Origin of the sequence: Mahella sp. (genome assembly GCF_020054945.1) — a bacterium.
GTDB lineage: Bacteria > Bacillota > Clostridia > Mahellales > Mahellaceae > Mahella.
On record NZ_JAIHAU010000015.1, the window covers coordinates 1 to 14497 of the forward strand.

General features: G+C 45.1%; 14 protein-coding genes and 5 tRNA genes. 18 read left to right on the top strand and 1 reads right to left on the bottom strand.

Annotated features, from left to right (window positions below; translation table 11 throughout):
- Positions 1–103: 103 nt before the first annotated feature.
- From JG770_RS04560 to JG770_RS04580, 5 genes are all read left to right on the top strand, one after another.
- Positions 104–1501: an NAD(P)/FAD-dependent oxidoreductase gene (locus tag JG770_RS04560; RefSeq protein WP_291955812.1), complete on the top strand. Its 1398-nt coding sequence runs from the start codon at positions 104–106 to the stop codon at positions 1499–1501.
- Between the two features lie 17 nt (positions 1502–1518).
- Positions 1519–2802, top strand: coding sequence for an adenylosuccinate synthase (locus tag JG770_RS04565; protein ID WP_291955815.1), 1284 nt, complete (start codon positions 1519–1521; stop codon positions 2800–2802).
- Positions 2803–2886: 84 nt separating this feature from the next.
- Positions 2887–4161 carry an ATP-binding protein gene (locus JG770_RS04570; RefSeq protein WP_291955817.1) on the top strand — a complete coding sequence of 425 codons (1275 nt, stop codon included), beginning with the start codon at positions 2887–2889 and terminating at the stop codon, positions 4159–4161.
- Between the two features lie 68 nt (positions 4162–4229).
- A complete protein-coding gene (locus tag JG770_RS04575) occupies positions 4230–5807 on the top strand; it encodes a M1 family metallopeptidase (protein WP_291955819.1) in 1578 nt (525 codons plus the stop codon).
- A 164-nt stretch (positions 5808–5971) separates the two neighbouring features.
- Positions 5972–7528 (top strand): M23 family metallopeptidase, encoded by a 1557-nt coding sequence (locus tag JG770_RS04580; protein ID WP_291955822.1) that lies wholly within the window; start codon positions 5972–5974, stop codon positions 7526–7528.
- Here JG770_RS04580 and JG770_RS04585 read toward each other — a convergent pair whose 3' ends face one another.
- Positions 7529–7990, bottom strand: a complete 462-nt coding sequence (locus JG770_RS04585) for a methylated-DNA--[protein]-cysteine S-methyltransferase (protein WP_363320921.1) — start codon at positions 7988–7990, stop codon at positions 7529–7531. It abuts the gene before it with no gap.
- A gap of 146 nt (positions 7991–8136) precedes the next feature.
- Between JG770_RS04585 and JG770_RS04590 the strand changes: the two genes are divergently transcribed.
- The 13 genes from JG770_RS04590 (at position 8137) to JG770_RS04650 (ending at position 14449) form a co-directional block, all read left to right on the top strand.
- Positions 8137–8212: transfer RNA gene (locus tag JG770_RS04590), tRNA-Val, on the top strand.
- A gap of 6 nt (positions 8213–8218) precedes the next feature.
- Positions 8219–8296: transfer RNA gene (locus JG770_RS04595), tRNA-Asp, on the top strand.
- A gap of 9 nt (positions 8297–8305) precedes the next feature.
- A tRNA-Phe gene (locus JG770_RS04600) sits at positions 8306–8381 on the top strand.
- Between the two features lie 18 nt (positions 8382–8399).
- Positions 8400–8474 (top strand) — tRNA-Gly (locus JG770_RS04605).
- A gap of 45 nt (positions 8475–8519) precedes the next feature.
- Positions 8520–8594, top strand: a tRNA-Cys gene (locus tag JG770_RS04610).
- Positions 8595–8658: 64 nt separating this feature from the next.
- Positions 8659–9057 (top strand): DUF6873 family GME fold protein, encoded by a 399-nt coding sequence (locus JG770_RS04615; RefSeq protein ID WP_291955827.1) that lies wholly within the window; start codon positions 8659–8661, stop codon positions 9055–9057.
- Positions 9058–9098: 41 nt separating this feature from the next.
- Entirely contained in the window at positions 9099–9314 is a 216-nt protein-coding gene (locus JG770_RS04620; protein ID WP_291955830.1) for a DUF6873 family GME fold protein, read from the top strand.
- Positions 9315–9361: 47 nt separating this feature from the next.
- Positions 9362–10183 (top strand): putative sporulation protein YtxC, encoded by an 822-nt coding sequence (locus JG770_RS04625; RefSeq protein ID WP_291955832.1) that lies wholly within the window; start codon positions 9362–9364, stop codon positions 10181–10183.
- Between the two features lie 64 nt (positions 10184–10247).
- On the top strand, positions 10248–10808 hold the full coding sequence (locus JG770_RS04630; RefSeq protein WP_291955834.1) for a glycerol-3-phosphate responsive antiterminator: 561 nt from the start codon (positions 10248–10250) through the stop codon (positions 10806–10808).
- Positions 10809–10925: 117 nt separating this feature from the next.
- Entirely contained in the window at positions 10926–12380 is a 1455-nt protein-coding gene (locus JG770_RS04635; protein WP_291955837.1) for an NAD(P)/FAD-dependent oxidoreductase, read from the top strand.
- Entirely contained in the window at positions 12367–13635 is a 1269-nt protein-coding gene (locus JG770_RS04640) for an FAD-dependent oxidoreductase (protein ID WP_291955839.1), read from the top strand. Before JG770_RS04635 ends, JG770_RS04640 begins: the two co-directional genes overlap by 14 nt.
- Positions 13632–14027 carry a DUF1667 domain-containing protein gene (locus tag JG770_RS04645; RefSeq protein WP_291955841.1) on the top strand — a complete coding sequence of 132 codons (396 nt, stop codon included), beginning with the start codon at positions 13632–13634 and terminating at the stop codon, positions 14025–14027. Before JG770_RS04640 ends, JG770_RS04645 begins: the two co-directional genes overlap by 4 nt.
- On the top strand, positions 14018–14449 hold the full coding sequence (locus JG770_RS04650; protein ID WP_291955844.1) for a DUF523 domain-containing protein: 432 nt from the start codon (positions 14018–14020) through the stop codon (positions 14447–14449). The genes JG770_RS04645 and JG770_RS04650 overlap by 10 nt, the downstream gene beginning before the upstream one ends.
- Positions 14450–14497 lie beyond the last annotated feature (48 nt).

Genomic DNA, 14497 nt, shown 5'->3' on the forward strand with positions numbered 1-14497 from the left:
GATTGACGAAAACACATCGAGATGATATTATATACAAGGATAATTTTGTGCATTATCCCCGAACGTATTATACTTCGTGCCTTAAAGAAAGGGGATAAAAGACATGGATAACAGATATGATGTTATCATAATAGGTGCCGGTCCAGCCGGCATATTCGCTGCTATAGAGCTTGTAAGGCATAGGCCCGGCATTAGGGTGCTTATGTTGGAAAAAGGCAAACCCATAGCCGATAGGCAGTGTCCCAGCGGCAATAAAAGTGTGCAGTGTGCCCAATGCCGTCCCTGTTCCATAGTAAGTGGATGGGGCGGGGCGGGTGCTTTCAGCGATGGCAAACTTACGCTCACTACTGAATTCGGCGGCATGCTGAATGAATATATATCTGAGCAGGAATTGGAGGCTCTCATACGGTATGTCGATGAGATATATGTGAAGTTTGGGGCTCCCAAAGAAGCGCATTCTTTGGTTGAAGATAAGATAGAGGATATAAAACGCCGCGCGGCCGCAGCCGACTTGAAATTCATACCAGCCGTCATAAAACATCTAGGCACCGACCGTTGCTTTCAGATTCTCAAAAATATAGAGGAGTATTTGCGGGAGTGCGTGGATATATTGACGTTGACCTCGGTAAAGGATATATTGACCGAACGCGGGCGTGCCATCGGCGTTAAGACTGAGAATGGCGATGTGTATTATGCGGATTACGTCATAGCGGGTCCGGGCAGAGAGGGCGCCGAATGGTTCCAAAAGCAGACCAGGAGGTTGAGGCTTAAGACCGCAAATAATGCAGTGGATATAGGTGTGCGCGTAGAAGTTCCGGCCGTCGTAATGAAAGAATTGACCGATGCCGTGTATGAGTCTAAGCTATTATATTATAGCAGGTCGTTCGACGATAAGGTCAGGACGTTTTGTATGAATCCATACGGCGAGGTGGTGGTGGAGAACAACGACGGCATACGGACGGTAAACGGCCACAGCTATGCTGATAAGAGTACCGACAATACCAACTTCGCCTTATTGGTAAGCAAGGATTTCACAGAGCCGTTTAATGCGCCCATCGAGTACGGTAAATATATAGCATCTCTAGCCAATATGCTTGGCGAAGGTGTGCTTGTTCAAAGATTAGGGGATTTACTTGACGGTAGGCGTTCTACCCCCGATAGGATAAAAAAAGGCCTTGTGGAACCTACATTAAAAGATGCCACACCCGGTGACCTGAGCTTGGTGCTACCGTATAGGCATTTAATGGATATAATAGAGATGCTGCAGGCCTTGGATAAGATTGCGCCCGGCGTATATTCGAAACATACATTGATGTACGGCGTGGAGGTAAAATTTTATTCGGCCAGAGCGGAGTTAAGCCGGCATCTTGAAACTAAAGTGGAAAATCTGTTTGCGGCAGGCGACGGTGCAGGTGTTACGCGCGGCCTGGCACAGGCATCGGCATCGGGCGTCATAGTGGCAAGAGCCATCCTTGATAAGATGGGCTTAAAAAGTTTATAGAGGAGTATGATGAGAATATGGCATGTATGGTGATAATAGGTGCTCAGTGGGGCGATGAGGGCAAAGGTAAAATAACCGATTATATAGCTGCTCGTTCCGATGTGGTAGTCCGCTATCAGGGAGGGAATAATGCAGGCCATACCGTGGAGACCGATGCCGGACAATTTAAACTGCATCTGGTGCCGTCGGGTATCATGTACAGCGATAAAATATGTATAATAGGCAATGGTCTGGTTATAGATCCGGCAGCCCTTTTGGAAGAGATGGATTACTTGGCGGCGCGTGGCATATCGCTGGATAATCTCCTGATTAGCGATAGGGCACATGTTGTATTTCCGTATCATAAATTGCTGGATTCGTTATCGGAAAAAAGCCGCGGCGATGATGATATAGGCACTACCCTTAAGGGCATCGGGCCTTGTTATACAGATAAGATAGCGCGGAGAGGTTTGCGTGTATGCGATATGATGGATGAAAGGGTATTTGCAGATAAGCTGAAAATAGCCATGGAAGAGGCTAATCTTCTGATCGAAAGGGTATACAACGAACAGCCCGTTGATTATGATAAGGTGCTCGATGAATATTTATCCTATGTGGAGCGGCTGAAACCGCATGTGGCGGATACATCGGCTATATTATACGATCTTATAAAATCCGATAAAAATATATTGTTTGAAGGTGCCCAAGGTACATTGCTCGATATAGATATGGGAACATATCCATATGTAACATCATCTCATCCGATATCGGGTGGGGTATGCGTGGGTGCCGGGATAGGCCCCACTGTCATAGACAGCGTTTTAGGCGTGATTAAGGCATATACCACGAGGGTGGGCAAAGGTCCGTTTCCTACAGAGTTAAATGACAGCATAGGGGATGTTTTGAGAGAAAAAGGCAACGAATATGGTACTACGACAGGTCGCCCGAGACGTTGCGGATGGTTCGATGCCGTGATAGCCCGTTACGCCGTGAGGGTTAATGGTCTGACATCGTTGGCTTTAACCAAACTGGACACCTTAGGCGGCTTTGATAAGATAAAAGTATGCGTGGGTTATGATAAAAGCGGCAGCATGATAAAAGAATTTCCTGCGTCTCTGGAAGAACTGGCTGAATGCATGCCGGTATATCAGGAAGTGGATGGATGGGAAGAGGACATATCCGATATAAAAAGGTATGAGGACCTGCCCGTTAATGCTCGCAGATATGTAGAGCTCATAGAGCATTTATGCGGTGTTAAAGTATCGATGATAGCCGTTGGCCCTAAGCGCCAGCAAACCATAGTGCGCCAAAATATTTATTGATTAAGGCTTTTTATATAGTCGGCCCGGAGAGGATCGATGATCCAAACCGGGTTTATGTTAATGCGGTTGATAGGGGGCAAGGAGATGAACCAGCAGGTTAATGCATCAATTGTGGATAATATGCGGTTGCTATGGACCGCCATACAGAAGTCTTGGCAGCGTGGCGTAAAAAAGGAATTGCACCCTCATGAATTAAAAGGTACTAGAGTCCTATCTGCAAAGGAAATAACCGCTATAAAGAAAGAAAAAGTCCGTTTTTTGGATTTTATATCGATATATTTGGATTATATTGAGTTTTTGTTTATGAGCAAGCCGTATTCCATAATATTTTGCGATGAATATGGTATAACATTGAACCATCGCGCATATGGCATAGATATATCAGTTCAGGAAGGAATGATATGGGGTGAAGATTACATAGGCGTTAATGCGATAGGGACGTGCTTGAAAGAAGAAATGCCCACGATGGTTATCGGCGAGGAACATGACTGGGAGGTGATGAAAGATAAAGCAAGCTTTGCTGTGCCGCTATTAGATATCGATCGCAATATAATAGGGGCGTTGGCCATTATATTGATGCTTAATGACGGCGATCCGGCTATAATGGCGCTTATGATTATGATGGCCGATATGATTACAAGGCATTGGGCGGATGATAAGGAATTGCTGTTGCTGAGAAATAGACTGGCGGCCTCGGAGCGAGCGGAGGACAATGTTCAAAGCAACGCCTCGGTGCTTTCACATGAAGTGAGGAATTCTATTTCCACGCTCGGCGCTTACATACAGCTATTGCAATTGGACAAGCTGGTGGACGATGAGAGGGCCAATAAAATGCTCGAAGAAATGGCACGTGTAAACCGCATGATGCAGGACTTCAGGCGCCTCACCAAATATATTAAGTTCAAATTCAGCGATTTTAACATAAATGATGTGCTCAATAAGGTTGTTGAATTTATGTTACCTAAGGTTCAATTAAAGGGAATAGAGGTTATAACCGAGCTAGATGGCCAAGAAATTTACATAAACGGTGACATGGACGCTATAGAGCAGGTATTTTTAAATCTGCTGGAGAACTCTATACAGGCAATAGAAGGCGATGTAGGACATATATGGATTAAATCGTTGCGACACAATGACAGCGTAAAAATTATAATAAGGGATGATGGCTGCGGCATATCCGATGAAAATAAAGAGAATCTGTTTAAGCCGTTTTTTACCACGAAGGCCTCCGGATCGGGCATAGGTTTGGCTTTCTGCAAGGATGTGCTCAAAGCTCATGGAGGCGATATAACGGCCGAAAGCCGAGAAGGGGAGTACACATCCTTTACCATAACATTGCCTTTGGGGGACTGCATTTAAAATGCGAATAATCTATGCAATGTACTATTATATATAATAGAGCGGTAACTATAAGAGAAAGAGGGGAAATGATGAGAGTATATTACATAACTCAGAAGACCATAAAAATCTTGTTGCTCATAACTGTTGTGGCTATACTTGGCATTGCGGCATGGGACGCATGGCATACGCATGTGGCTCAAGGCCCGCATTATAATGATGTAACACCGCTTTTACCGTCTGCTGTTTCAGAACGGACAGAAGGCTTGGATCATTACACGATAGATGTGAGCCTTGATGCCCAAAATCATAAACTGCACGCTGTACAAACAGTGATATATACTAACAAAGAAAATACGGCTTTAAGGGAATTATACTTTCATCTGTATCCCAATGCTTACAGGTCTCAAGGTACGGCACCGTTTGAAAATCAGGATATGGCCATGGCCTATCCGAATGGCTTTTCCGCAGGCGGTATAGATATAAAATCGGTAAATATAGACGGTAAGCCGGTTTCTTTTGAAGTAACTGGCCAGGATAATACCGCTATGAAATTGATATTACCGTCTTCACTCCAAAGCGGGGGAAAGCTTCAGATAGATATGGAATACGATATTATCCTTCCTAATAGCGTCGGCCGTTTTGGATATGGAGATTATACGTTTAATATAACCAACTGGTATCCTATATTGGCTGTGTATGATAAAGGCGGATGGCATACCGACCCTTACTATGCCATAGGTGATCCGTTTTACAGCGATATGGCCGATTATGACGTTACTATAACAGCACCTTCATCGTTTACGATAGCCTCTACAGGAGCGATAACGGGTACTGACAAACAGGGCGATAAACAGCGCTGGACTGTATCAGCTAAAGCTGTGCGAGATTTTGCGTGGGTGGCCAGCGATGACTTCAGCGTTTTACAAAAGCAGATAGGCGATACGATGGTGAGTTCATATCATTTCTCGCGCCAATCCGGTCAAAAAGCGCTTGAGTATGCATCCGATGCCTTGTCAATATTTAATGATACTTTTGGCCTTTATCCGTATGGGCAATTTTCAGTGGTACAGGCGGATTTTTTCATTGGGGGCATGGAGTATCCTAACTTGGTCATGATAGATCAAAGCCTTTATACATCTATGACGCGCGATATATTGGAATATGTGGTTGTCCATGAAACAGCGCATCAATGGTGGTATAGCGTGGTAGGTAACGACGAGGTCAACGAGCCATGGCTGGATGAAGCATTAGCGGAATATTCAACCATAATGTATTTTGAAAAAAAGTATGGGCAGGAGGTGAAAGACAATGTTTTAAACAATATGGTAAAAGCCAAATATAATACGCTGGATCAATATATCTCTCAGGGGGAGACGAATGAAGCCATATTGCGCCCGGTATATGAGTTTGAAAACGAGTATGTGTATGATATTCTGGTTTATGGCAAAGGGGCTATGATGCTGGATGCTTTACGCCAGAAGGTGGGCAATGATGCGTTTGACAATATACTGAAAGAATACTATAAGGAACGCGCTTTCACTATTGCAACTACTCAAGATTTTATCGAAATAAGCAAAAAAATAAGTAAAATGGAACTGGATGATTTCTTCGAGGAATGGCTTATGCCTCAAGGCGATGATCAAATGTATATTTTGGTAAGTTAGCGTTTACATTATATACAATAATAAATTTTGATGAAAAGAAGGATTTTTTAAATTTATGGCGAATTAATAATATTGTAATATAACGCAATAGTTTTGTAATATTTGAAAGGGGTAATATAAAATAAGCTATGAATACTGAAAGATGGAGGGGATACTGGCGCTCTATGAGGGTATGGTTCAAGAGCGGTGCAGATTTTCTCATCAGCAGAAATATATGGGATAAATTACGTAAAAAAATATCGGATACATATGAACAATTAAAAAAATATAACCAAACTTTGTACATAAAATATAAAAAAGCGATAATCGTTGTTAAATCTAAAATCATTGCTATTGGAAAGTCTTTGGAAGCATGGCGGCTCCAAAAGCCTCCATACAAGAAGCTTATCTCGGTAGGATTATTGGCTGCTCTTTGCTATGGCAGTATGTTTGCATATAATAAAGCTGAGGCGTACAAAATAGCCAATACCCCTATAGCTGCCGTGGAAGTGCTGTTTAAGGGGGAAAGTATAGGCGTAGTAGCATCTGAAGAACCTTTACAACAGGCTATAGAGGATATGGAGCGCCAAATAGAGGATTATTATAAGATGGACGTTGTGTCGGTGGACGATATCGTATTTTCACCGACTGCCGTTAAACCGGCTTTGATAGAAAATAACGATGCCATTCTGAATGTTATAAAAGATGGTATGCATTTTAAGGTTAAGGCTACGGCCATACTTGTCAATGGCCAGCAGATAGCTGTTGTAAAAGATGAATCTGAGGCCCAGACGGTATTGGACAGAATAAAGCAGCCATATATAGATAAAGCCAAAGATAATCCAAATATTAAGGAAGTGCGCATAGCCGACGATGTACAATTAGTGGAAAAACTGGTAGAATATAGCGATATAGAGAACGCTGATGATGTATATAAAAGGATTAAAGACGGCGATGAAGGCAAAAAAGTATATGAGGTGAAAGACGGTGACACCATATGGGCTATCGCCAAGCGCTACAAGTTGTCATTGGACGACATACAGAAAGCCAATCCTGATATCACATCGCTCGACGACTTGCAGATAGGGGATAAAATAAATCTTACAGTACCGAAGGAGATCATAAATGTTGAAACGGTGGAACGGATAGAATACACCGAAGACATACCTTATGAGACCGTTTATAAAGAGGATGGCAAGCTTTATAAGAACCAGTCCAAAGTTTTAACAGAGGGTTCAAACGGGCAACGGGAAATAGTGGCTGATGTTATAAAAATCAACGGCGTAGAGCAAAAACGAACGATAATATCAGATAATGTTGTAAAAAATAAGAGGGATCAAGTAATAGCAAAAGGAACCAAACCGTTGCCGTCTATTATAGGAACAGGCAATATAGGGCTGCCCGCGCGTGGGCGTATAACATCGCGATTTGGTTATAGAGGCAAGGAATTCCATGCGGGCGTGGATATAGCGGCACCATATGGCTCGCCTATACATGCGGCCGATAACGGCAAGGTTATATTTGCCGGCTGGAATGGCAATTACGGCAATTTAGTAAAGATAGACCATGGCAACGGTATGGTTACATACTATGCGCACGCCAGCCGCATTGCCGTAAAAGTCGGACAAGCAGTGGCTAAAGGACAGCTAATAGCTTATGTAGGCAGCACTGGTAGAAGCACTGGTCCGCACGTCCATTTTGAAGTGAGGAAGAACGGCAAACCAATAAACCCAATGAGATAATTAATTTCTTTCCAACTGCAGAAGCCGTGACTTTAACTCTACTCCGCCAGCATAGCCTGTAAGGCTGCCGTTTGAGCCGATCACGCGGTGGCAGGGGATGATTATGGCGATAGGGTTTTTATTGCAGGCCATTCCTACTGCGCGGAAGGCTTTTGGCTGTCCAATTGCCTCGGCCACCTGCTTATAGCTTCGCGTTTTGCCATAGGGTATGGTTTGAAGCGCGGCCCATACCTTTTGCTGGAAAATAGTGCCTTTCGGTGCCAGCGGCAGCTCAAAAGAGCAGCGCTCTTTTTTGAGGTACTGCTCTATCTGTCGGGCTGCTTCCTTTATCAGCGGTGTTTCGCTCAAATCGCCATGATTTGCGATGTCTATGTTGCCGAAAGAAACGGCAACTATGGCAGCGCCATTATCTGCTATATTGATTCGTCCTATGTCGGTTTCATAGAAGAATATGTTTTTAATTTCAATCACCTACCGATTACATGATACCATATCAAAAGCTTTGAAACAATCTCTTATTGTTGCTTAAAAAATCTTTAATGCAACTATTGACATAACCGTTGCGATATTGTATACTTATAATCGTCGCCGATGAGGCAATCGCGAGTGGGCGCATAGCTCAGCTGGAAGAGCACTTGCTTTACACGCAAGGGGTCACAGGTTCGAGCCCTGTTGTGCCCACCATAACGCGGCCCAGTAGCTCAGTCGGTTTAGAGCGCTAGCCTGTCACGCTAGAGGTCGAGGGTTCGAGCCCCTTCTGGGTCGCCATTATTTTATGCCTCGGTAGCTCAGTCGGTAGAGCAGGGGACTGAAAATCCCCGTGTCGGTGGTTCGATTCCGCCCCGAGGCACCATATATAGAAATCTGATATGCGGGAGTGGCTCAGTGGTAGAGCGTTGCCTTGCCAAGGCAAATGTCGCGGGTTCGAATCCCGTCTTCCGCTCCACAACATATGAGGCCGGCTGTATAATGAGCCGGCGCAATTTTATACGGCGACGTAGCCAAGAGGTAAGGCGGAGGTCTGCAAAACCTCTATTCCTCGGTTCGAATCCGGGCGTCGCCTCCAAAGAACCAAAAAGGCGGGATATATTGCCCCGCCTTTTTGTTATATCAGCGCAGAGGTTTGATTTATGCCGGAAGAAACTTTCTTATCGATTCCTTTTTTGCCCGATGGAAATGTCACGCTCATGCTGGTGGATGGCCGTATAAACAAGGTCATGGAATATAATCTAAAGCAAAAAGGCATACGTATAATAAAAACCCAACCGTTACCCCAATTATTGCCTGCTATCGCTTATCATCCAGATATGATGTTATATCCTATACAGGGCGATACCGTAGTGGTAGCGCCGAATATAAGCCCGGATGTCGTAGCGCAGCTAAAAGATGAAGATTTCAATATATTATACGGAAAGGCTGCATTATGCGGCAACTATCCAAAAGACATAGCATATAATATAGCTAGAATTGGCAATAATGCCATGCATAATTTTAAGTATACCGATAGTATGACGCATGAAACGGCATAGATGTACTGCTCCTGGAGCATGGCCATGTAAGCCTGCCAGGTATGAACTATGGCTTTATAGGTGGTAGCGGCGGGCTTATATCAAAATCGGTCATGGCATTTGCCGGAGATGTATCCACGCATCCGGATTACAACAAAATAAAGAATTTTTTGAGCGAAAGAGAAATTGAAATATATAACTTAGACAATGGCTATATTTGGGATTTAGGAAGCCTAATTCCATTGAAACAGTATAAATGGAATAAGACGGTAGTATAGCCCGATAGTATTGTTATCATACTATTGTTCGAAGGGAAGTGATTGCGGTGGAAGTAATTTCTATCGGTATAGAGGATGAAAATTCTCCGATAAAGTCAATGCTGGATTTATGTATGAAAGCATCAATGGAAAGGAATAAAGATTATGCTCTACTGGGATGTGAAGAATCAGGTACTCACATCCTTTATAAGTATAATATAAATAAAGAAGAAATGGTCGGCATTATAGGCGATGCCATATGGCACTATATGATCGATTGCTTATTAAAGCAGATAATAGAGCGCGAATACGCGTATTTTGATCAGAGCGACCGCGATGAGATATGGGTAGCGGCCGTTAATAAGATTAAGTTCGAAGATATGGTGGCATCTTCATCTATGCACGATATTATAACTGCAAAAGTACGCGATTATATGGAATATAATAATGAGATACTGATAGATGGATTTATAAAATTCCGCTTTAAAGATGAGATCGTGCGTTTGATAGACGCTGTAGACAGCGCTGTTGAGGATATAATGATGGAACGGGAGTACAACGAATTTGTAAAATTGCTTCGATATTTCGTAGAAGTGCAGGAACCGAAGATAGATGAGATACATGTGGTGGTGGAACCGGATAACAGCTATAAGCTCATGGATGCCGATATGCATCTGATAGACAATCATGATATGATGGAAGAAATGGCCCGCGAAGTAACCGATAGGAATATAAGCGGCGACGACATACTTATAAGCTCGCTTATAACTATGGCGCCCAGCAAGATAGTATTGCATAACGTGGAGTATATGAACAACCTGGAGTTGCTTAATACCATAAATAACGTATTTTACGGTAAAGTAAACATAATGCTGAGCAAAAATCTATAATTGTTTTCTGTTCGTGGCAGCGGGTGTATAATAATAGGGTGAACAATATGAAAGGTTTTGCAATATGGATATATCGCAAATATTGGCCATCGACCCTATTATCGCTGCCGTAAGAAACAAAGATCGATTAGAAGCAGCGCTTAGGGCCTCGGTTAGAGTTATTTTTTTGTTGCACGGCAATATATGTGTGCTGGCGGATACCGTGAAAAGTATAAAAGATGCCGATAAAATGGTCTTTGTACATCTTGACCTTATAGATGGACTGGGGAGAGATCAAGCTGCGGTACAATATATGGCGGATTATATAAAGCCAGATGGCATCATAACCACGCATAATAATTTAGCCAGATATGCTAAAGATTCAGGTTTGCTCATAATACAGCGAATATTTTTGCTGGACTCCATGTCATTGGACAGAGGCATAGCGGGCATTGGGCAAACCGGCCCCGATGCGGTGGAGATACTGCCCGGCACGTTGCCAAGGGAAATAGCATATTGCCACATGCATCTGTTGTGCCCGATAATAGCCGGTGGCCTCATACGTACCAAGGACGATATAATGGCGGCGTTGAATGCCGGAGCGATGGCAGTATCTACGTCCGACGAAACGTTGTGGGAAGCTTGAAAAATCATTGCTGTAGGTATATAATAATTATATAATAACGCGGTGGAGAAAATGAGAACCGTGTCAAGAGGATAGTTATATCCTTTTGGCACGGTTTTGTATTATGGAGGAATTGTTATGTATGATGTAGTTATAATAGGTGCCGGCGTGGTCGGTAGCTGCATAGCGAGGGAGTTATCGCGCTATGAGCTGTCTATATGCCTTCTGGACAAGGAATGGGATGTTGCATCAGGTACGTCCAAAGGTAACAGCGCTATAGTCCATGCCGGCTATGATGCCAAGCCGGGTACGCTTCAGGCCCGCCTTAATGTAAAGGGCAACGAACTTATGGAACAGTGGTGCACCGAGCTGGACGTGCCTTTTAAGCGAGTAGGATCATTGCTGCTGGCCTTTAACGATGATGATATGGGCGAGCTGTATAAGCTGATGGAGCAGGGGCGGACCAACGGGGTACCGGAACTGCGCATAATATATAAGGACGAGCTGCATACTATGGAGCATCATATCTCAGGCGATGCCATAGCCGCGCTATATGCGCCTACCGCCGGTGTGGTATGCCCTTATGAGCTGACCATAGCCGCGGCCGAGAATGCGGTGATAAACGGTGCCGATATAAGGCTCGGACAGACCGTGCAGAGTATCATGCGCGACAGCGATAGCTTTGAAGTAGTGACGACCGAGCATACTATACGCGCTCGCTATGTGATAGATGCTGCCGGCGTATATGCCGACGATATAGCCTCTATGATAGGCGATAATTCATTCAAGATAACACCGCGCAAAGGCGAATACTGCATATTGGACAAGGCAAAAGGATATTTGGCCAAGCACGTCATATTCCAGCCGCCAACAGCTATGGGCAAGGGTGTACTGGTAACACCTACCGTAGACGGAAATATATTAGTGGGTCCCAATGCTCACGATGTCAACGATAAAGAAGATATGGCCACCACAGCCGAGGGATTGCAGGAGATAATGGATACTGCGCGCAAGTCGGTACCAGCGGTGTCCGAGCGCGATGTCATAACTTCATTTGCCGGATTGAGAGCGGTATCGGGCGATGATTTTGTAATAAAACCATCCGATGTGGACAGCCGCTTTATAATCGTAGGCGGCATATGTTCGCCTGGACTTACATCGGCGCCTGCCATAGCGCTTATGGTAACCGAGTTTTTACATCAAGCAGGTTTGATTATTGATGCGAAAGCCGATTATAATCCTATAAGGAAAGGTATACCGCGTTTCAGAGAGATGAATGAGGATGAGCGCAGGCGGCTTATAGCAATGGATCCGGCTTTCGGCAGGGTAATATGCCGATGTGAAACGGTGACCGAAGGGGAGATAATAGAAGCTGTAAACCGACCTATACCGGCTGTAACGTTAGATGCCATAAAAAGACGAGCAAGGGCCGGCATGGGGCGTTGCCAGAGCGGATTCTGTACGCCTAGAGTAATGGAGATAATTTCAAAGCAGAAGGGTATACCTGTGGATGGTATAACGAAAAAAGGCGGCCGATCGATTGTATTGACTGGCGTGGTGCAAAAAGGGGATGCGTACGATGATAGAACATGATGTTGTGGTGATAGGCGGAGGCCCGGCAGGGCTGGCTGCGGCTGTGGCGGCGCGGCAGGCCGGCGCCGAAGATGTATGCATTATAGAGCGCGATAAGAGGCTGGGCGGTATACTGCAACAGTGTATACACAATGGTTTTGGCCTTCACATATTCGAGGAAGAATTGACCGGCCCTGAATATGCCCAGCGTTTTATAGATATGGCGCGCCAGTGGGGCGTGCATAGCATGCTGGATACTATGGTGCTGGATATTACCCCTGACAGGATGATAACAGTTGTCAATAATAGGGATGGATTACAGACTATTAAAGCCGGAGCTGTTGTACTGGCGATGGGTTGTCGGGAACGCAGCAGAGGGGCGTTGAATATACCTGGCACCAGGCCGGCAGGCATATTTACAGCTGGCACGGCGCAACGGTTTGTCAATATGGAGGGCTTTATGCCAGGTAATCAAATAGTTGTACTTGGATCGGGCGATATAGGCCTTATCATGGCGCGGCGCCTGACGCTGGAAGGTGCTGATGTGAAGATGGTATGCGAGATAATGCCGTATTCCAGCGGGCTTAAACGTAATATAGTACAGTGCCTCGACGATTTCGGCATACCGCTTCGCATGAATCATACCGTAACGGAGATACATGGCAAGGAACGTATAGAAGGTGTTATCATAGCTGCGGTAGACCAAAACCGCAAGCCTATAGCCGGCAGCGAAGAATATGTGCCATGCGATACCCTGTTGCTATCGGTTGGCCTTATACCGGAAAATGAGCTTTCGCGTTCGGCTGGTATTCAGCTGAATCCTATTACCGGCGGACCTGTGGTGGATGAATCGATGCAGACCAGCATACCTGGTATATTTGCATGCGGCAATGTCGTGCATGTAAACGACCTGGTGGATAACGTGAGTACTGAGAGCGCTATAGCCGGCAAAGCGGCGGCTATGTATGATTTGGGCATGTTCGATGAGAGCAAAGCCGGTATAAAGGTCAAAGCCGGTCCGGGCGTGAGGTATATCGTTCCCAATGCAATAAATCTGACGCGAGTGGACGATGCCGTGACGCTTTATTTCCGCGTCGATAATGTATACGAGGGCGCTGTGCTGCGCGTATCGACCGATAAAAGCATACTCTTCAATATAAAAAAGAAGATAATGGTGCCGGGTGAAATGCAGCATATAAAACTGAAAAAATCTTTTTTGGGCAAACAGGGCGATATATCAGACATAGTGGTAGAAGTGGCAGGTGAAGCTAATTGACGACAAGAAATATAACGTGTATACTATGCCCGCAAGGGTGCAACCTTGAGGTTACAGTGGACGGTGACAGCGTAATACAGGTTAAAGGCAATGCTTGTGGCAAAGGCAAATCCTATGGTGCGGAGGAATGCCTCGATCCCAGGCGCGTTGTGACCAGCAGCGTAAAAGTCATAGGCGGAGAATATCCTCTGGTTTCAGTCAAAACAGCAGCCCCTGTGCCCAAAGCTGCAATATGGGATTGCATTAGAGCGATAAATGCTGCCAGCGTAAATGCCCCGGTGAGCATAGGCCAGGTCATAATAGAAAATGTGGCTGGTACCGGCATAGATGTGATAGCCACGCGCAATGTAGCAAAATCAGATGATATTGTGAAGGAGAAAATATGTATATAGTCAGCGCTTGCATGGCTGGGGTAAACTGCAAATATAACGGCGGACATAATGCCGATCCGCGCGTAAGGAAACTGGTCGAAGAGGGCAAGGCCATACCGATATGTCCGGAACAGCTTGGCGGCCTTGCCACACCGCGCCGGCCGGCCGAGATAAAAGGTGGCACAGGCAGCGATGTATTGAGCGGCAAGGCGCGCGTAGTCGATGCTGACGGCTTGGATGTAACCGGAGCTTTTATAAAGGGTGCTCAGGAAGTGCTGAAACTGGCTCGCTTGGCCAATGCCGATAAAGCTATATTAAAGGCCAAAAGCCCTTCGTGCGGCTGCGGCTTTATCTATGACGGTAGCTTTAGCGGCAAGCTGATCGAAGGCAACGGCGTTACGGCTCAAATTTTGCTCGATAATGGCATAGAGGTCCAGCCGTAACGCCGTTGCGGAGCGGTGCTCGCCGTGCTATATAAGGCAAAAGCTCGA